General features: G+C 60.8%; 20 protein-coding genes. 7 read left to right on the top strand and 13 right to left on the bottom strand.

The window, feature by feature from the left end; translation table 11 throughout:
* Positions 1-8 precede the first annotated feature (8 nt).
* A complete protein-coding gene (locus tag ACTG20_RS00200; RefSeq protein ID WP_194494704.1) occupies positions 9-347 on the bottom strand; it encodes a PepSY domain-containing protein in 339 nt (112 codons plus the stop codon).
* A gap of 63 nt (positions 348-410) precedes the next feature.
* Between ACTG20_RS00200 and ACTG20_RS00205 the strand changes: the two genes are divergently transcribed.
* Positions 411-659: a PepSY domain-containing protein gene (locus ACTG20_RS00205; protein ID WP_041202391.1), complete on the top strand. Its 249-nt coding sequence runs from the start codon at positions 411-413 to the stop codon at positions 657-659.
* On the opposite strand, the gene msrQ is transcribed toward ACTG20_RS00205, so the two are convergent.
* Both msrQ and msrP read right to left on the bottom strand, forming a co-directional pair.
* Positions 656-1,282 (bottom strand): protein-methionine-sulfoxide reductase heme-binding subunit MsrQ, encoded by a 627-nt coding sequence (gene msrQ, locus ACTG20_RS00210; protein ID WP_194494705.1) that lies wholly within the window; start codon positions 1,280-1,282, stop codon positions 656-658. The genes ACTG20_RS00205 and msrQ overlap by 4 nt on opposite strands.
* Positions 1,273-2,274, bottom strand: coding sequence for a protein-methionine-sulfoxide reductase catalytic subunit MsrP (msrP, locus tag ACTG20_RS00215; RefSeq protein WP_193860831.1), 1,002 nt, complete (start codon positions 2,272-2,274; stop codon positions 1,273-1,275). Before msrP ends, msrQ begins: the two co-directional genes overlap by 10 nt.
* Positions 2,275-2,642: 368 nt before the next feature.
* Here msrP and ACTG20_RS00220 point away from each other — a divergent pair, with 368 nt between their 5' ends.
* A complete protein-coding gene (locus ACTG20_RS00220; protein WP_005339809.1) occupies positions 2,643-3,125 on the top strand; it encodes a DUF1097 domain-containing protein in 483 nt (160 codons plus the stop codon).
* A gap of 1 nt (position 3,126) precedes the next feature.
* Here ACTG20_RS00220 and ACTG20_RS00225 read toward each other — a convergent pair whose 3' ends face one another.
* The 4 genes from ACTG20_RS00225 to cydH all read right to left on the bottom strand — a co-directional run bounded on the left by ACTG20_RS00225 (position 3,127) and on the right by cydH (position 6,524).
* The gene (locus tag ACTG20_RS00225) at positions 3,127-4,407 is read right to left on the bottom strand and encodes a sigma 54-interacting transcriptional regulator (RefSeq protein WP_005339807.1); all 1,281 of its coding nucleotides are present in this window, start codon (positions 4,405-4,407) and stop codon (positions 3,127-3,129) included.
* Complete coding sequence (locus ACTG20_RS00230; protein WP_040070048.1) at positions 4,404-4,922, bottom strand: hypothetical protein; 519 nt, start codon at positions 4,920-4,922, stop codon at positions 4,404-4,406. Before ACTG20_RS00230 ends, ACTG20_RS00225 begins: the two co-directional genes overlap by 4 nt.
* Positions 4,923-4,927: 5 nt before the next feature.
* A complete protein-coding gene (locus ACTG20_RS00235) occupies positions 4,928-6,328 on the bottom strand; it encodes a sensor histidine kinase (protein ID WP_194494754.1) in 1,401 nt (466 codons plus the stop codon).
* Positions 6,329-6,431: 103 nt separating this feature from the next.
* The gene (cydH, locus tag ACTG20_RS00240; protein ID WP_005339800.1) at positions 6,432-6,524 is read right to left on the bottom strand and encodes a cytochrome bd-I oxidase subunit CydH; all 93 of its coding nucleotides are present in this window, start codon (positions 6,522-6,524) and stop codon (positions 6,432-6,434) included.
* Positions 6,525-6,648: 124 nt separating this feature from the next.
* Here cydH and ACTG20_RS00245 point away from each other — a divergent pair, with 124 nt between their 5' ends.
* A complete protein-coding gene (locus tag ACTG20_RS00245) occupies positions 6,649-7,224 on the top strand; it encodes a 2-amino-4-hydroxy-6-hydroxymethyldihydropteridine diphosphokinase (protein ID WP_194494706.1) in 576 nt (191 codons plus the stop codon).
* Here ACTG20_RS00245 and ACTG20_RS00250 read toward each other — a convergent pair.
* Complete coding sequence (locus tag ACTG20_RS00250; RefSeq protein WP_194494707.1) at positions 7,150-7,854, bottom strand: SDR family oxidoreductase; 705 nt, start codon at positions 7,852-7,854, stop codon at positions 7,150-7,152. The genes ACTG20_RS00245 and ACTG20_RS00250 overlap by 75 nt on opposite strands.
* Positions 7,855-8,018: 164 nt before the next feature.
* Between ACTG20_RS00250 and ACTG20_RS00255 the strand changes: the two genes are divergently transcribed.
* Positions 8,019-8,423 (top strand): CBS domain-containing protein, encoded by a 405-nt coding sequence (locus tag ACTG20_RS00255; protein WP_129504900.1) that lies wholly within the window; start codon positions 8,019-8,021, stop codon positions 8,421-8,423.
* Here ACTG20_RS00255 and ACTG20_RS00260 read toward each other — a convergent pair.
* On the bottom strand, positions 8,420-8,956 hold the full coding sequence (locus tag ACTG20_RS00260) for a DUF2301 domain-containing membrane protein (protein ID WP_005357578.1): 537 nt from the start codon (positions 8,954-8,956) through the stop codon (positions 8,420-8,422). The two genes, ACTG20_RS00255 and ACTG20_RS00260, sit on opposite strands and share 4 nt — an antisense overlap.
* A gap of 87 nt (positions 8,957-9,043) precedes the next feature.
* Here ACTG20_RS00260 and ACTG20_RS00265 point away from each other — a divergent pair, with 87 nt between their 5' ends.
* Positions 9,044-9,808, top strand: a complete 765-nt coding sequence (locus ACTG20_RS00265) for a substrate-binding periplasmic protein (RefSeq protein WP_058056216.1) — start codon at positions 9,044-9,046, stop codon at positions 9,806-9,808.
* 63 nt (positions 9,809-9,871) lie between these two features.
* On the opposite strand, the gene asnC is transcribed toward ACTG20_RS00265, so the two are convergent.
* Positions 9,872-10,333 (bottom strand): transcriptional regulator AsnC, encoded by a 462-nt coding sequence (gene asnC, locus ACTG20_RS00270; protein ID WP_005339783.1) that lies wholly within the window; start codon positions 10,331-10,333, stop codon positions 9,872-9,874.
* A gap of 154 nt (positions 10,334-10,487) precedes the next feature.
* Between asnC and asnA the strand changes: the two genes are divergently transcribed.
* Positions 10,488-11,480 (top strand): aspartate--ammonia ligase, encoded by a 993-nt coding sequence (gene asnA, locus ACTG20_RS00275; protein WP_194494708.1) that lies wholly within the window; start codon positions 10,488-10,490, stop codon positions 11,478-11,480.
* A 286-nt stretch (positions 11,481-11,766) separates the two neighbouring features.
* Here the strand turns inward: asnA and clpB are convergent, their stop codons facing one another.
* The 3 genes from clpB to rluD all read right to left on the bottom strand — a co-directional run bounded on the left by clpB (position 11,767) and on the right by rluD (position 16,345).
* Positions 11,767-14,340, bottom strand: a complete 2,574-nt coding sequence (gene clpB / locus ACTG20_RS00280) for an ATP-dependent chaperone ClpB (RefSeq protein ID WP_005339779.1) — start codon at positions 14,338-14,340, stop codon at positions 11,767-11,769.
* A gap of 174 nt (positions 14,341-14,514) precedes the next feature.
* The gene (pgeF, locus tag ACTG20_RS00285; RefSeq protein WP_194494709.1) at positions 14,515-15,252 is read right to left on the bottom strand and encodes a peptidoglycan editing factor PgeF; all 738 of its coding nucleotides are present in this window, start codon (positions 15,250-15,252) and stop codon (positions 14,515-14,517) included.
* 112 nt (positions 15,253-15,364) lie between these two features.
* Complete coding sequence (rluD, locus tag ACTG20_RS00290) at positions 15,365-16,345, bottom strand: 23S rRNA pseudouridine(1911/1915/1917) synthase RluD (protein WP_005339771.1); 981 nt, start codon at positions 16,343-16,345, stop codon at positions 15,365-15,367.
* A 117-nt stretch (positions 16,346-16,462) separates the two neighbouring features.
* On the opposite strand from rluD, the gene ACTG20_RS00295 reads away from it, so the two are divergent.
* Positions 16,463-17,218, top strand: coding sequence for an outer membrane protein assembly factor BamD (locus ACTG20_RS00295; protein ID WP_005339769.1), 756 nt, complete (start codon positions 16,463-16,465; stop codon positions 17,216-17,218).
* Positions 17,219-17,252: the final 34 nt, after the last annotated feature.

Consider the following 17,252-nt stretch of genomic DNA (forward strand, 5'->3'; position numbering starts at 1 on the left):
CACAGGGGTTATTCATCATCCTCGACCGGGGGCTTTGGCGGTTCGAACAACCGCTCCAGATGGTGGCCCTTGGCCCACACCAGCTCAAGGTTGTCGGCCCGATAGGCTACCTTGATCACGCTATTCTCCCGATCGATGACTCGCAGTTCATAGAGCCAGATACCATCCTCTTCCCCCAGATCCACCCGCAACACCCGCACCGGCAATCTGGCCGCCACCTCCATCATTTCATGGAAGGGCCGAACCCGTCCCTCATGGACAGCTTGCTGCAGCATGGCTTCATCAGGCGTGACCGCCTGTGCCAGCACCGGCAGCAATAACCCAAGCAGAGGGAGCGCTCTATTCATGGATGATTCATCTCCAAAAACCTAACATAATGGCGTTTATAGTCTGCCAGCCATGAATCCGGAATGAATATGATCCCGCGCAGTTTCCTGCTGATCCTTTGCCTGTTGAGTGCCACAAGCTGGGCGGCCCAGAGCCGTCTCGACATGGCCGGGCTGGTCAAACTGTTGCTGGCGCAAGGGTATCACGACATTCGGGAAGTGGAGCTGGAAGGGGACAAATTCGAGGTCAAAACCCTCAATCGCCAGGATCAGAAGGTGCATCTCATCGTCGATGCCTACACTGGCGAGATCAAACAACGAGAGGCCGATTAGGCCTCTTTTGCATTCCAGCGCCCCCGCATGGGGCGCAGCAGCTTCTCCCGCCTAGGCCAGAGCAGGGCGCATGCCAGCAGCAGGTAGATGAGGGGCTCCCCCCAACCACTCTTGAGCGACCACCAGTAATGCACCGGCACCAGCAAGGCGATGGCATAGACCCAGTTGTGCAGCTTCTGCCATGCGGCGCCCATGCGGCGCTGCAATGCGGGCAGCGAAGTGATGCTGAGGGCGGCCAGCAGCAGCAATGCCACCATCCCCACCACGATATAGCTGCGCTTGACCAGCTCGCCGCCAATCAGGCCCCAGTCAAACTGCAGATCCAGCCCCAGCCACGCCATGAAGTGGAGCAGCGCCCAGGTAAAACACCAGAGCCCGAGGGGGCGGCGCAGCTTGATGAGCTGCCCCTGCCGCCAGCGCTTGGCCAGCGGCGAGACCAGCAGGGTGAGCAGCAGCAGATTGAGCGCCCCCTTGCCAAGGTAGTGGATAAGCTCGGGCACCGGATCCCCCCCCAGCAGACCAGCCGGAATGGCAAAAACCAGCCAGAGCAGGAAACCCAAGGAGCCCAGATGCACCAGCGCCCGCAAGCCGCTGATATGGGCCGGTTTCAATCTCAGTACCATTGGCGCAGATCCATCCCCTGATAGAGCGAGGCGACTTCGTCACCATAGCCGTTGAACATCAGGGTCGGCTGACGCTTGGCACCAAATACTCCACCCTCGCCAATAAAGCGCTCGCTGGCCTGACTCCAGCGCGGGTGATCCACCTGCGGATTGACGTTGGCGTAGAAGCCATATTCGTTAGGAGCCAGCAGGTTCCAGGTGGTCGGCGGCATCTCCTCCACCAGCCGGATCGAGACGATGCTCTTGATGCTCTTGAAGCCGTACTTCCACGGCACCACCAGCCGGATCGGCGCGCCATTCTGGGCGGGCAGGGTCTTGCCATAGAGCCCCATCGCAAGGAAAGAGAGAGGGTGCATCGCCTCGTCGATACGCAGCCCTTCGACGTAGGGATACTCTATACCGCCCCCCAGACTGGAGGCCTGACCCGGCAGCTGTTTCGGATCAAACAGGGTTTCGAAGGCAACAAACTTGGCGCGACTGGTGGGCTCGGCACGGCGGATGATCTCTGCCAGCGAGATGCCGTTCCAGGGCAGTACCATGGACCAGGCTTCAACGCAGCGCAGTCGGTAGATCCGCTCCTCCAGCTCGCTCTTGTTGATGAGGTCCCACACATCGAGGGTAAAAGGCTTGGCCACCTCCCCCTCCACCTTGAGGGTCCAGGGTTCTGGCTTGAGGTAATGGCCGTTGCGAGCCGGGTCGGACTTGTCGGTGCCGAGCTCATAGAAGTTGTTGTAACTGGTGGCCTTCTCTTCCGGTGTCAGCACCAGATTGGCCGGGCGGTCGGCAGGCTTGCTGTTAAGCGGCCTGGTGGCTAATTGGGGAGCATCCTCTTTACCGCGCAGCAGGTCGAGCACTCCGGCCTGAGTGGGAAACGCCAGAGTAGCCACGCCCAGACCCAGCCCTTTGAGAATAAGGCGGCGGTCCTGATAGACGGCTTCCGGGGTGACATCCTGTTCGGTGAGGGGGTGGGCGGTACGACGCTTGATCAACATGAAAAACTCCCGGGGCTGAGTGAGGCACTATGGATAAGACCCGCCCCGGCAGATTTTTATTTCACACAAATTTACATCATGTGGTGCAGGGGCAGTGCCTTGGCCATGGTGCCGACCAGAAACAGGACTACGAACACCAGCAGGGGAACGATCACATTTGGCGCCATCAGACTCACTCCATGAGCAGGACAGGGCCTCTAACTATGGCCGACTGTCAGGTCGGTCACCAATGAATTTTTTTCGCGAGCGCAAGCGTATTCCTGAGTTGAAAAGGGTGATGAAGATCACACACAATTCTGCCCCCGCTTGCCGCCCCGATTGCCGGGGGTAGGCTGCCCATTTTGCGAAGCCAACTGAAGAGTCGCCCCATGAGCCCACTGATCGCCATCGCCATCACCACTGGAATTCTCTCCGCCGTCTGGGGCTGGATTGCCGTCGCGTTCGGCCTTATCTCCTGGGTCGGCTTTCTCGGCTGTACCAGCTATTTCGCGTCAAGCGGTGGCTACAAGGCGCTGCTGCAGACCATCTTCTGCAACACCAGCGGCATGCTGTGGGCACTGCTGCTGATCCATGGCGACAGTCTGTGGGGAGCGGGTGTGGCGGGTTATGTGATGACGGGGGTGGTCGCCACCCTGATGTGCGTACAGGCCAAGCAGCAGTGGCTCGGCTACATTCCCGGCACCTTTGCCGGTTGCTGTGCCACCTTCGGGGCGGCTGGCGAGTGGCGGCTGATCCTGCCCTCCCTCATCATTGGCGCCTTGTTCGGTTACCTGATGAAGGCGAGCGGCCTCTGGCTCTCCCATAAAACCCAGAAAGCCGATGCCGCTCCGGCGGTAGTTGATCCCGCCTGATTTATCCCTTCGATTTGAAGTTTGCAGCTTCGATACCGTGCCGATTCAATAACTTGTAAAAATCGGTACGGTTTCTGCCCGCCATGTTGGCCGCCAGGGTCACGTTGCCCTCGGTGGTGCGCAGCAAACGGATCAGATACTCCTTCTCGAATTCGGCCCGCGCCTCGTTGAACGAGGGGATGCCGCCGCCGCCGCCACTCAGGGCGGACTCCACCATGGAGACCCCGATCACCGGGCTGCAACAGAGGCTGGCGAGCTGCTCCACCACGTTGCAGAGCTGGCGCACGTTGCCAGGCCAGGCAGCGGCCGCCAGCATCGCCAGCGATTCGGGCGAAAAACCCATGGCGGCGCAATCGCTGTGGCGGCTGCGGTAATCGTCGAGCGCCTGTCGGGCCAGCAGGGGGATATCCTCACTGCGGGCACTGAGAGACGGCAAGGTGATATTGGCGACGTTGAGACGGTAGAAGAGATCTTCCCGAAAGCGCCCCTCCTCCATCGCCTTGACCAGATCCTGATGGCTGGAGCTAAGCACCCTCACCTCCGGCGTGCCCTGACCATACTCCTCCATCACCTGCAGCAGCTTGGCCTGCAGGGATTCGGAGAGGCTGCCAATCTCGTCGAGAAACAGGGTCGCCCCCTTGGCTTGCTCGAACAGCCCTGACTGGCCATCTTCACCAAACAGCTGCAAGTCGAGTGACGCCCACGGAATGGCAGCACAGTTGATGGTATGAAGCGGCTTGTCGCGCCGCTGGCTGGCCTGATGCAGCGCCTGCGCCATCGCCCCCTTGCCGGAGCCTGACGGCCCCATGATCAGCACCGGCACCTCCATGGTGGCGATGCTGTGAGCCTGGATCAGCAGCTGTTCCAGCTGGGGATTACGGGTCAGGATCAGCGATTGCCACTCCTGCTGCTGTTTCGGCCGCGTCAGACTCAACGCATGTTCGATGGTGGCGAACAGCTCATCCTTGTTGATGGGTTTGGTCAGAAAGCTGAAGACCCCGGAGCGGGTCGCCTGAATGGCGTCCGGGATGGTGCCGTGGGCGGTCATGATGATCACCGGCAATCCCAGCCACTGGGCCTGGATCCGCTCGAACAGCGCCAGACCGTCCATGCCAGCCATCCGCAGATCGCTCAGCACCAGATCGGCCCGTTGCTGACGCAACCGGTCGAGGGCCCCTTCCGCACTGTCGGCGGTATCCACTTCATAACCCTGACTGCGCAGCCGCATGCTCATCAGTTTGAGCAAGCTGACGTCGTCATCCACCAACAGGATCCGGCTCATGGTATTACCTCACGATTCTCGTTCAGCTTGCGCTGGTTGAGCTGGTCGTCGATGGCGGTCAGCTGCTCGATCTGGCGGCGCAGCCGCTGGATCTCCTGACTCTGGTCATCGCGACGGCTGTCGCGGGCCAGCAGCTGCTCGCCGAGGGCGATCCAGCTACGTAAAAAGGCCTGCGCATCGAGACCCAGTTCGGGCAACATCTGCTTCAGGCGCGCCAGACCGGCAGTGCGATTGGCCACAGATTCGGCGGGGTGGGAGTCCACCATGGCCAGACTGACCCGGCTCTCCAGATCGTCGGCCCCTTTCAAACGCTGACGCTCCTGCACCCGTTGCTGGGGGTGACTGGCCAGCAGCCAGTCGGAGTATTGCAGACGCACCTGCATCTCCTTGTTGGCAAACTCCATCCGCTTGGCAAAAGCGATGTCGGAGGACTCCCGCTGTGCCTGTTGCGGCAGCAAGGAGCAACCCGCGAGCAGCCCTGCCATCAGAGCTGGAAATACGCGTTGTATCTTCATAGTCCTCATTTCAACGTCAACCTGAAACAGACATCCGCCTGTTCATCCTCTACCAGAACCAGTTCCCCCCCCAGGCTGTTGGCAGACTCGCGGGCGATGGAGAGGCCCATGCCCGAGCCTTTCAAGAGACCTTGCCGCACTGTGCTGCCTTGCTCGAAGGGTTCAAAAATGCGTTGCTGATCGGCCACGGGGATCTTGGGCCCCTCGTTGGCCACTTCCAGCCAGCTTATCTGTTCATCCTGCCCTGCCCTGATCCAGATATTGCCTCCGCTGGCGCCGTAACTGACGGCGTTGGAGAAGAGGTTATCGAGGATCAGTCGTAGCCGGTAGGGCTCCGCCCACAGGGTAACCGGCACGGTCGGCAAGTGTACACGGATCTGCTTGGACTCCAATGCCAGCCGGTACTCGGCAGAAAGTTCCGACAACATCGGCAGCAGGGGGACGGGCTCCAGTTCGAAGGCCTCCTGCTGACTGAGCCGGTTGAAGTCGAGCAGCCGCTCGATCAGGGTCTGCAAACGCCGACTGTTCTCATCGAGCATCTGGCAGATCTCCAGCTGATCCGCCGTCAAAGGCCCGACCAGCTGCTCGCAGAGCAGATCCGTCCCCTCCCGCAGCACCGCCAGCGGGGTCTTGAGCTCGTGGGAAACATGGCGCAGAAACTGGTATTTCTGCAGCTCCAGCTCCTTGAGTTTGTCGTGCAGCCAGACGATCCGCTCCCCCAGCAATACCAGCTCGGCAGGGCCGTCAACCGGCTTGGGATCGGGTTCGACCCCGGCACCCAGACTCAAGATGCGCGACTCAATCTGTCGTACCGGGTGGATGATGAGGTAGGTGAAGATAAAGACCATCAGCAGGCTGAGTGCCGCCACCGCTCCGCTCACCCACCAGAGCTCGCTGGTCAGTCCGGCGATGGTGAGCTGCACCCGATCCATGTGTTCGTCAACCCGGCTGCGGGTGACTATTTCGAGCTGCTTGTTGGCATCGTTGAACTGCTCAAGCTTGTCCCCCGCTGCCGCCGCCCGGGCCAGCGCGGCATCCTGCAGGCTATCGAGCCAGGCCAGCCCCTGATCGAGCCCGCTGTAGAGCTGGCCGTCGGTGATGGAGTTACGGTGTTCCGCCAGCAACACCCGATACCCGTCGAGTTGCTGCTGGTAGCTGGTGAGACTACGACGATCCCCCAGCACCGCGAAGCGGCGCAAAGTGCGTTCGATATCGATGGCTTGCGCCGTCAGCAGGGTGGCGCGGCGGGTATCCTTGACCGCCCGTTCCATCTCGTCGCTGGTGAGCTGACTGAGGTGGGCAAGGGAGGTGCTGTTGTGCCAGATCATGCCGCCCAGCGGCATCAACACCAGCACAAACCCCATCAATACCACCTGCAGCAGGGAGCGTGGGCGAACCTTGGTCATCATCTCTTCTCTTGCATTCTCACCGGTGCGCCAGCATAGCCGCACCGCCCCAAAAAACAAAACCGGCCAACAGGCCGGTTTGTATTATCTGGATTGTGGTGATTCACGCCAACGCGACAGAGGCCAGACAGATAATCATGATCATCGCCAGCGCGCCCGAGGCGGTCAACAGCGCCCATTTCAGCTCCACACTCATGCAAACCTCCTTTCTGCCAATCAGTGCCGGATCACAATAGATAAGACAATGTTAAGCCATAGTTAATCCGATAACCGTGAGCTGCGTATACATTTCAGATGAGCCCAACCCCGGGAAGGTGAGCATGTTCTATCTGTGTAGCATTGGTTCCAATCTTGACCCGCACATCCATGTCAGCCGGGTGCTGGCCGAGCTGCTTGCGAACGTCGGCCCCCTGCGGCTGAGTTCGGTGATCCGCACCAAGCCGGTGGGAATGCACTCCAGCCACGACTTTCTCAACTGCCTGCTGGTGGTGGAGAGCCCGCTCGATGCCGCCCGCCTCAAGCAGCACTTTATCGCCCTTGAAGTAGCTCACGGCCGGGATCGCAGCGATCCGCTCTGCAAGGTGCACGATCGGCCGCTCGACATCGATATTCTGGCCAGCAACAGGAGCGGTGACTTTGCCTCGGCAGAGGTCGATTCCTATCTGGCGGAGCTGCTGGCCGAGCTCTACGGCCATGGCGAGGTACATGACCCCAAGGTGGCGCTGCAATTGACGCTCCCCGCCCCGTCGGGCAAGCTCAAACCCGGCAAAGGCCTGCTGACCCGGCAGGTCGGGCTGGGGCCGCTGGTGCTCGGCAACCCCTCAGAGGGTGGCCAGCGCACGCCCGCCATCCACCTTGATGCTGGCCCCCGTCATATAACTGTTCCCCATCAGTAACTGCACCGCCTGCCAGATGGGCTCAAGCCCCCCCTCCCGCGCCAGCGGTGTTTTCGCCAACACCTGCTGGCGCCAGCTCTCGTCATGTTCATCGAGAAACAGGATCGGCCCCGGCTCTATGGTGTTGACCCGCACCGCAGGCGCCAGCTCCCGGGCAAAGCTCATGGCCAGCGAATGGGCCCCTGCCTTGGTGGCCACATAGCTGGCAAAACGGGGGGCCGGGGCATGGATATAGATATCGGTGATGTGAATGATGCTGGCGTTGGGATTGCTGGCCAGCCGGGGGGCCAGCGCCCGGTTTAGCTGGAAGGGGGCCGCCATGTGTACCCGGTAGAACTGCTCGAACTGGGCCAGTTGCGCAGCCGGATCAGTTGCCTGCGGCTCGAAGGCCGAGGCGTTGTGGATCACCAGCGTCAGATCCTGATGGGCCACCAGCGCATCGATCAGCTTGCCAACGTCCTCTTCCCGACCAAAATCCGCCTGCACCAGCTCGACCCCCAGTGCCGCCAGCGTGGCCAGCTCCGGCCGCTCGCTGCGATAACTGCCCGTCACCTGCCAACCCGCTGCCACCAGCTGTTCACAGAGATAAAATCCGAGTCGACGGCCGCAGCCCGTAACCAATGCACGCATACGATCTCCTTTCCCTTTCATGGTCTTGCATGAACGAAGCCCGCCTGCCAGCGGATCACCGCCGATGGCTTGTGCCTATCAATCCCTGCGGCACAAGCCATTGGTCGCGGGCCACCCACCCGCGTCATAGTGGCGGCCCCCCCCCCTCTTGCGGAGTCACCACCATGCTGAAAGTACACCACCACATGGGTCGCCTGACCCACTCTCTCACTGCCGGACTCGGCCTGGCCGAGGCGCTGGATCGCCTGCATCAATCGGGTCTTGGCGGCCTGCCGGTGCTGGATGAGCAGAAACGGCTGATCGGCTTTCTTTCCGAACAAGATTGCATCCCCAGCCTGCTCACCGGCAGCTACCACTGCGATACCCGCACCCGGGTGGAGGATCTGATGAACCGTTCGCCCCTCTCGGTCGGGCCGGATGAGAGCATTCTGGAGCTGGCTCGCCAGATGGCCGATGCCAAGCCCAAGATCTACCCGGTGCTGCAACAGGGCAAGGTGATCGGCATAATCAGCCGCCGTCAGGTGATGCAGGCCCTCAACCAGCAGATGAAGGTGTGCCAGCAGACCTAGATCTGGTAACGCCCCTTGTCACCGATATCGAAGTGCAGGGGCATCCGCCACTTGGCCAGCGCCAGCAAGGTCAACAGGGCGCCGCATACCAGCGCCACCAGTGCGGCGGCCCACTCCACCCGCAACCACTCCAGCAGCCATAACGCCGGCAGCAATACGGGCACCAGCTTGATGCCGGGAATAGCGAAGCAAAACTGCTCCTTGAACGCCAGCCCGGAGAGGGTCGCCAAGGCCGCGCCCAGCACCAGCGCATCCGGTGCCCCCACCGCAGCCAGGGCCAGTGCACCCCAACCAAAACCCTGAAGAATCAGGCGAATCCGCTTGTCGTAGATATGCAGCGAGAAGCCGCAGATTGCGCTTGCCACTGCCAGCGACATCAACCATTGTGCCGACGGGAGCAGTGCCATCCCGCTCAGCAGCGCCGCACCGCGGCAAAGCAGCAACAGGGCAGCCGCACTCAAGCCAAGGCGGTAGAGCGAGACGGTCAACTTGTCGATCCCGTCCAGCGGGCTTTCGATTTCAGGATTTGCCATAAACAGTCGCTTCTAACGGATCAGGTGCCATCCAATATACTGGAATCAGGTCTTGGAATATCTTCAAACGGGCTCAGGAGACGTAGTTTGCGTGTGATCCCCCTGTTTTGGTTGCTGTTTCCACTCGGATTGCCCGCCAAAGAGCTGGTGATCTGCGGCACCATGGAGCCCCCGCTCAAGTATCTCGATGCCGATCAGAAACCCCGCGGACTCGATATCGATATCGTCACCGCCATCTTCGACAAGCTGGAGACGCCCTTTCGGATCGAGCTGGCCGACTCCGGCGCCCGCCTCACCCGCAATGCCGAAACCGGCGCCTGCGATCTGGTGATGACCCACTCCTACAAGGCGGAGCGGGAGAGTTATCTCATCTATCCCCAACAGGCCCATCTTCGCCACAGCTGGCACTTCTTCGTGCGCAAGGCGGACCTGATGAAGATCCGCTACGAAACGCTGGCCGATCTCAAACCCTGGCGCATCGGCGTGACCAAGGATTTCTCCTACACCCCTGAACTGGCAGCGGCCATGACCGACCCTGCCTATCAGTTTCAGGAGATCACCATGAACCAGCTGCAACTGCGCAAACTGCTGGCCGGACGCATCGATACCGTGCCCATGCCGCTGGTCACCGCCTTCACCCAAATCAAGGAGGAGGGGCTGACAGGCAAGGTCGATTACCTGCCCAAACCGCTCAAGAGCAGCCCCTACTTCAACACCTGGGCCCGCGCACGGGCGGATGCACAAACCCCCGCCCTGATGGCGGCCTACGATGCCGAACTGCTGCGCATGAAACGCAACGGCAGCCTCAAGGCCCTCTACGACAAGTACGCCATCCCCTATATCGAACCCTGATCAAGGGGTCAGGGTTTCGCACGGGAGATGGATCTCTACGCCCTCCCCCTTATGCACTCCGACTCAAGGTTTCACGTCCCGCAGGATCGGATTCTGCAGCGAGATCAGGGTTTCAGTGGACTGGATCTCGTCGATAGTCTGGATCTTGTTGATCAGCACTATCTGCAGCTCGTCGATGGAGCGGGTCATCACCTTCATGAAGATGCTGTAGTGGCCCGTGGTGTAGTAGGCCTCCACCACTTCGTCCAGCGCCTGCAGCTTGGCCAGCGCCGAGGGGTAATCCTTGGCGCTCTTCAGATTGATCCCGATAAAGCAACAGACGTCATAGCCCAGCTTCTTGGGGTTAACCTGCACCCGCGTCCCCTCGATGATCCCCGCCTGCTTCATCTTCTCCACCCGCACATGGATGGTGCCCGGGCTGACCGCCAGCTGCTTGGCCAATTCGGCATAAGGAATACGCGCATTCTCCATCAGGGCGGTGAGGATGGCCTGATCGAGATTATCGATCCGGTAATTTTCCGGCATTTTTTTGCACTCCCGCTAACGATACCTCATTAAATGACGGCTTATTTTGAAGAAAAAAACACACAAAGCCTATTTCTATTATCGATTATTGAATTTAGTTGGCAATCCGTTGAAGAATCACCACATCCAACGGGGTTTGAAACAGGAATTCAGCATGAAACAGCACTACATTCGCAGCCAACAGCAGATCAGCTTCGTCAAAGAGATGTTCTCCCGCCAACTCGCCCAGCAACTGGGTCTGATGGAGGTGCAAGCCCCCATTCTGAGCCGGGTCGGTGATGGTACTCAGGACAACCTCTCTGGCCACGAGAATGCAGTGCAGGTCAAAGTGAAGACCCTGCCGGAGCACAGCTACGAAGTGGTCCATTCACTCGCCAAATGGAAGCGCCAGACCCTGGGTCGCTTCGGCTTCGGCCCGGGCGAAGGGATCTACACCCACATGAAGGCGCTGCGTCCGGACGAGGATCGCCTCACCCCCATCCACTCCGTCTACGTGGATCAGTGGGACTGGGAGAAGGTGATGCCGAGCGAGCGCCGCGATCTCGCCTATCTGCAAGAAACCGTGCGCGGCATCTGGGCCGCCATCAAGGCCACCGAGCGCGCAGTCTGCGCCGAACATGAGCTGACCCCCTTCCTGCCAGCCGAGATCCAGTTCCTGCACAGCGAAGAGCTGCTGGCCCGTTACCCGGACCTCGATGCCAAGGGGCGCGAGCGTGCCATCGCCAAAGAGCTGGGGGCCGTGTTCCTGATCGGCATCGGCGGTGCCCTCTCCCACGGTGAGCGTCACGATGTGCGCGCCCCGGACTATGACGACTGGAGCAGCCACAACGAGCTGGGTCTGGCAGGTCTGAACGGCGACATTCTGGTGTGGAACCCGGTGCTGCAAGACAGCTTCGAGATCTCCTCCATGGGGATCCGGGTCGACGCCGAGGCGTTGCGCCGCCAGCTGGCCATCACCGGCGATGAAGATCGCCTGCAGTACGACTGGCATCAGGATCTGCTGGCCGCACGGATGCCGCAGACCATCGGCGGCGGCATCGGCCAATCTCGTCTGGCCATGCTGTTGCTGCAAAAAGAGCATATCGGTCAGGTACAGGTTGGCGTCTGGCCAGCCGAGATGAAAGCTGCCGTGCAAGGCATGCTGTAACGAATGAAGGCCATGCCGGCGACATCTCAGCCGGCATGGCAACAGGCAGGTGGCCGTCGGGGTTGAGCGAGCGCATCCCCGGCAGGCTGTAAGACGCAAGGCCGTTAGCGGTTTTGTTTCGAAATCGGGGCTTGCCCCTGCGACCCGCTCAACCCACGTCAGGTCGCTTCACTACATTCCTCCCGGCAATCTTCGGATTGCCGTTTTTTTTGCGCCCGAATCCCTGCCACCAGATATGGCAACGCCAGCCCGAGGGCTGGCGTTGCAAACATCGATGCGAGACTGGTTACTGGGTCATGGTGAGGCCGTTGCTGTCGGCCCCCAGCACCAGTTTTTTGCCCGGCACGATGCGGCCGGAGAGCAGCGCCTGCGCCAGCGGGTTCTCCACCTTCTGCTGGATCGCCCGTTTGAGAGGCCGCGCCCCGTAGACGGGGTCGAACCCGGCATGCACCAGCTTCTCGAGCAGCGCTTCGCTCACCTCCACCTCGTAACCCTGAGCCTCCAGTCGGCCCATCAGGCTCTTGAGCTGGATGCGGGCGATGGACTTGATGTGATCCTCGCCAAGCGGATGGAACACCACCGTCTCGTCGATCCGGTTGATAAATTCCGGCCGGAAACTGCGGGTCAGCACATCCATCAGCATGGCCTTCATCTCGTCGTAATCCTTCTCGGAGTGGTGCTCCTGAATCAGATCCGACCCGAGGTTGGAGGTCATGATCACCACCGAGTTGCGGAAATCGACGGTCCGACCCTGACCATCGGTCAGGCGGCCATCATCGAGCACCTGCAACAGGATGTTGAACACATCCGGATGCGCCTTCTCCACCTCGTCCAGCAGGATCACCGAGTAGGGACGACGGCGCACCGCCTCGGTCAGATAACCGCCCTCTTCATAACCCACGTATCCGGGAGGCGCCCCCACCAGACGGGCCACGCTGTGTTTCTCCATGAACTCGGACATATCGATCCGCACCATGGCATCCTGGGTATCGAACAGGAACTCGGCCAGCGCCTTGCACAGCTCGGTCTTGCCCACCCCGGTGGGCCCCAGGAACAGGAAGGAGCCGATGGGGCGGTTAGGGTCGGATAGACCGGCACGGGAGCGGCGAATGGCGTTGGAGACCGCATCGACCGCCTCTTCCTGACCAATCACCCGGCTGTGCAGCTGATCTTCCATCCGCAGCAGCTTGTCGCGCTCCCCTTCCAGCATGCGGGCGACCGGAATACCGGTCCAGCGGGCCAGGACGTCTGCAATCTCCACGTCGGTGACCCGGTTGCGCAGCAGACTGGTCTCCTGCATCTCCGCCTGAGTGGCGAGATCCAGCTGTTTCTCCAGCTCGGGAATACGGCCGTATTGCAGCTCGGACATCCGGCCCAGGTCGCCTGCGCGGCGCGCCACATCGAGATCCTGACGGGCCTGCTCCAGCGCAGCCTTGATATGCTGGGTGCCGGCGAGAGCGGCCTTCTCGGCCTTCCATACCTCGTCCAGCTCGTTGTATTCCCGATCTTTTTCGCCAATCTCCTGATTGATCAGCTCCAGCCGTTTGCGGCTGGCGTCGTCGTCCTCCTTCATCAGCGCCTGCTGCTCCAGCTTGAGCTGGATGATGCGCCGCTCGAGGCGATCGAGCGCCTCCGGCTTGGAGTCGATCTGCAACCGGATGCTGGCCGCCGCCTCGTCGATAAGGTCGATGGCCTTGTCCGGCAACTGGCGATCCGCAATGTAGCGGTGCGACAGCTGGGCCGCCGCCACGATGGCAGGGTCGGTGATCTGCACATGGTGGTGCAGCTCGTAACGCTCTTTCAGGCCGCGCAGGATGGCGATGGTATCCTCCACGCTCGGCTCCTCCACCAGCACCTTCTGGAAACGACGCTCGAGGGCCGCATCCTTCTCGATGTACTGACGGTACTCATCCAGGGTGGTGGCACCGACGCAGTGCAGGTCGCCACGGGCCAGCGCAGGCTTGAGCATGTTGCCCGCATCCATGGCCCCTTCGCCCTTGCCGGCGCCGACCATGGTGTGCAACTCGTCGATAAAGAGGATGACGTTGCCCTCCTCCTTGGCGAGATCGGTCAGTACGGCCTTGAGCCGCTCTTCAAACTCGCCGCGATACTTGGCACCGGCCACCAGCGCCCCCATGTCCAGCGACAGCACCCGCTTGTTCTTGAGCCCTTCCGGCACTTCGCCGTTGATGATGCGCTGGGCCAGCCCCTCGACGATGGCGGTTTTACCGACACCGGGAGCACCGATCAGCACGGGGTTGTTCTTGGTGCGGCGTTGCAGCACCTGAATGGTGCGGCGGATCTCGTCATCACGGCCGATCACCGGGTCGAGCTTGCCGATTTCGGCCCGCTCGGTCAGATCGATGGTGTACTTCTCCAGCGCCTGACGGTTCTCCTCGGCGTTGGCATCCTCCACCTTCTTGCCGCCACGCACCTTGTCGATGGCCGCTTCGAGTTTCTCCTTGGTCAGCCCCTGGGCGCGCAGCAGCTCACCCAGCGTTCCCTTGTCGTCGAGGGCAGCCAGCACGAACAGTTCGGAGGAGATGAACTGATCCTTGCGCTGCTGGGCCAGCTTGTCGCAGACGTTGAGCAGGCGGCCGAGGCCGTTGGAGAGCTGCACGTCCCCTTCCACACCGCTGACGCGCGGCAGGCGATCCAGCTCCTCGCCAAGGCGGGAGCGCAGGGCGTTGATATCCATCCCGGTCAGGGTGAGCAGCGGACGGATAGAGCCGCCATCCTGATTGACCAGTGCGGTCATCAGATGAACGGGTTCGATGAATTGGTGGTCACGACCCAGCGCAAGAGACTGGGCATCGGAAATAGCAATCTGGAATTTGCTGGTAAGGCGATCGAGGCGCATTGCACTCCCCCTTCAAACAGGCAGACGCCGCTTGCGCGGCAAACAACATAACTTTCTGAGATGAAAGATGAGGCCCGTACGGGCTATTTCAAGGGGCGATACTGGTTATTTTTTCTGCAAGACGAGGCAAGAGCGGGATCCCCACCCTTGCCAGATGCAGGGCGGGGAGCTTCATCAGGACGCCAGCCAGATGAGGGAGGCCATCCGGCCGGTCTGGCCGTTGCGACGATAAGAGTAGAACTGCTCGCTGTCGCTGAAGGTGCAGTATTCGCCACCATAGACGGCGGTGACGCCGGCGCGGGCAAGACGCAGCCGGGCCAGCTGATAGATATCCGCCAACCATTTGCCGTCGTTGGACGAAGGGACGAATGCCGCGACCGCTTCAGCCTGCTCAGCCATAAAGGCCTCGCGCACCTCGCTACCCACTTCAAATGCTGTGGGGCCGATGGCCGGGCCCAGCCAGGCCAGGACCTCGCCCGGCTCGCAGCCCATGGCGGCGATGCTCGCCTCCAGCACACCCTCTTTCAGTCCACGCCAACCTGCGTGGGCCGCTGCGACCACGGTACCCGCCCGATCGCAAAACAACACCGGCAGACAGTCGGCGGTCATCACGATGCAGGCCTGATCCGCCTCATGGGCGCAAGCGGCATCGGCATCCGGTGCTTGCTGATAATGGCTGCTGACCTGATGAACCACGGTGCCGTGCACCTGATTAAGCCAGTTAAGGGGCCCCGGGATAGCGGCCGCCTGCTGCAAGCGGGCGCGATTGGCCTCGACTCGCGCCGGTTCGTCACCCACGTGGGCGCCCAGATTGAGGCCGGCAAAGACCCCTTCACTGACGCCGCCATCCCGGGTGGTCGACAACGCCCTGACACACGCCGGGGCTGGCCAGTCGGGTTCGATCCATTTCATCTGTGACTCCTTCAATTCACCGATATAAAAACGGGGCTCCTGCAAGGGAACCCCGTTTGGCATCTGTTCGGGCCGGATGACGCCAGAAACCGACGCAGCAGGCCCGATCACATCAGTTCCAGACCAGATCGTCCGGATTGGCGAGAGTATCCGCGCGCAGCACTTCCATCAGCTCCACCATGTCTTGCGGTGTAGCTGAGTGCCACTGCATCACTTCCCCCGTGATGGGGTGAGCCAGTTGCAGCATGGTGGCATGCAGCGCCTGACGGTTGAAGTTGCGCAGTGCCTGAGTCAGCTCGGGGGTCGCGTTGCGCAGCGGGCGCAGACGGCCACCGTAAGCGGGATCTCCCACCAGCGGGTGTTTGATGTGCGCCATGTGGACACGGATCTGGTGGGTACGGCCGGTCTCCAGACGCAGACGCAGACGGGTATGGCCACGGAACTTCTCGTGAACCCGGTAGTGAGTTACGGAAGGACGACCATTGGGCACCACGGCCATGTGGGTACGCTGGGTCGGGTGACGGCCGATGGGCGCATCAACGGTGCCGCCGGCGGTCATGTGACCGATGGCGATCGCTTCGTACTCACGGGTGATCTGGCGCGCCTGCAGCGCTTCCACCAGATGGGTCTGGGCGGGTACGGTTTTGGCAACCACCATCAAGCCTGTGGTGTCTTTATCCAGACGGTGCACGATACCGGCGCGGGGCACCTCGGCAATGCCGGGGTAGCGGTGCAGCAGGGCGTTGAGGATGGTGCCATCCGGCGTACCTGCGCCCGGGTGAACCACCAGACCGGCCGGTTTGTCGATCACCAGAATGTGTTCATCTTCATAAACGATGTTGAGCTCGATATCCTGGGCATCCCAGCGGGTATCATCTTCCAGCTCGACATTCACATGCACCTGTTGCCCGGCCAGAATCTTCTCGCGCGGGGTGTTGGCAACCTGACCGTCCAGGGTCACTCTGTCCTGTAAAATCCACTCCTTGATGCGGGTGCGGGAGTAGTCTGGAAACAATTCGGCCAGGGCCTGGTCGAGTCGCTGCCCGAATTGGTGATCCTGGAATTCGCCTGTCAGTTCAATATGCTGGCTCATGTATGGTCTCTTGAGCGGGGGGTATCAATTCGAAATAATCCGGGTATTCTAGCTTTTCTTTTAGCCAAGCATAACGGATACTTTGCCAATTTCGTGGAAATGGACCGGATGTTGTTGATGGGAAAGAAGTCTCACCTGCTGATGTCGCTCGCCTTGGTCGCTACCTTGATCACAGGCTGTTCCAGCACCAAACCCAAGGTACCCGACGAACCGCCGGAGACCCTGTACCAGAAAGCACGCCTCAAACTGGACGTTGGCAATTACGTGCAAGCCACTGAATTGCTGGAGGCTTTGGACTCTCGCTACCCGTTCGGCGCCTACTCTAATCAGGTGCAGCTTGACCTCATCTATGCCTACTACAAGCAAGATGATACCGCTCAGGCGATCGCCAATATCGACCGTTTTATCCGCCTCAATCCGGCGCATAAAAATATCGATTACGTCTTCTATATGCGCGGCCTGACCAACATGGCGGCGGATTACAATTTCTTCCAGAGCCTGTTCGGTATCGGTCGTGACGACAAAGACCCGGCTTATGCCCGTCAGGCATTCCAGGACTTCAAGACCCTGCTGCAGAACTACCCCAACAGCGTCTATGCCGCCGATGCCCGCGCCCGCATGATTGGCCTGAAGAATCGTCTGGCCCGATATGACCTGAGCGTGGCCGAGTATTATGTGAAGCGTGATGCACTGGTTGCGGCCGCCAACCGGGCCAAGCTGATTGTCGAAACCTACCCCGACACAGCCGAAACCGAGAAGGCGCTGGAGATCATGGTCGAGTCTTACGACGCCCTGAAGATGCCGCAGTTGGCCAAGCATGCCCGCGAAGTGCTGGCCAAGAACTACCCGGAGAACCGCCTCGGCCGTGGCTGAGTGATACGGATAAACCGGTAATAAAAAACCGATG

This window comes from Aeromonas sp. 84A (assembly GCF_051919345.1).
Classification (GTDB): Bacteria; Pseudomonadota; Gammaproteobacteria; order Enterobacterales; family Aeromonadaceae; genus Aeromonas; species Aeromonas veronii.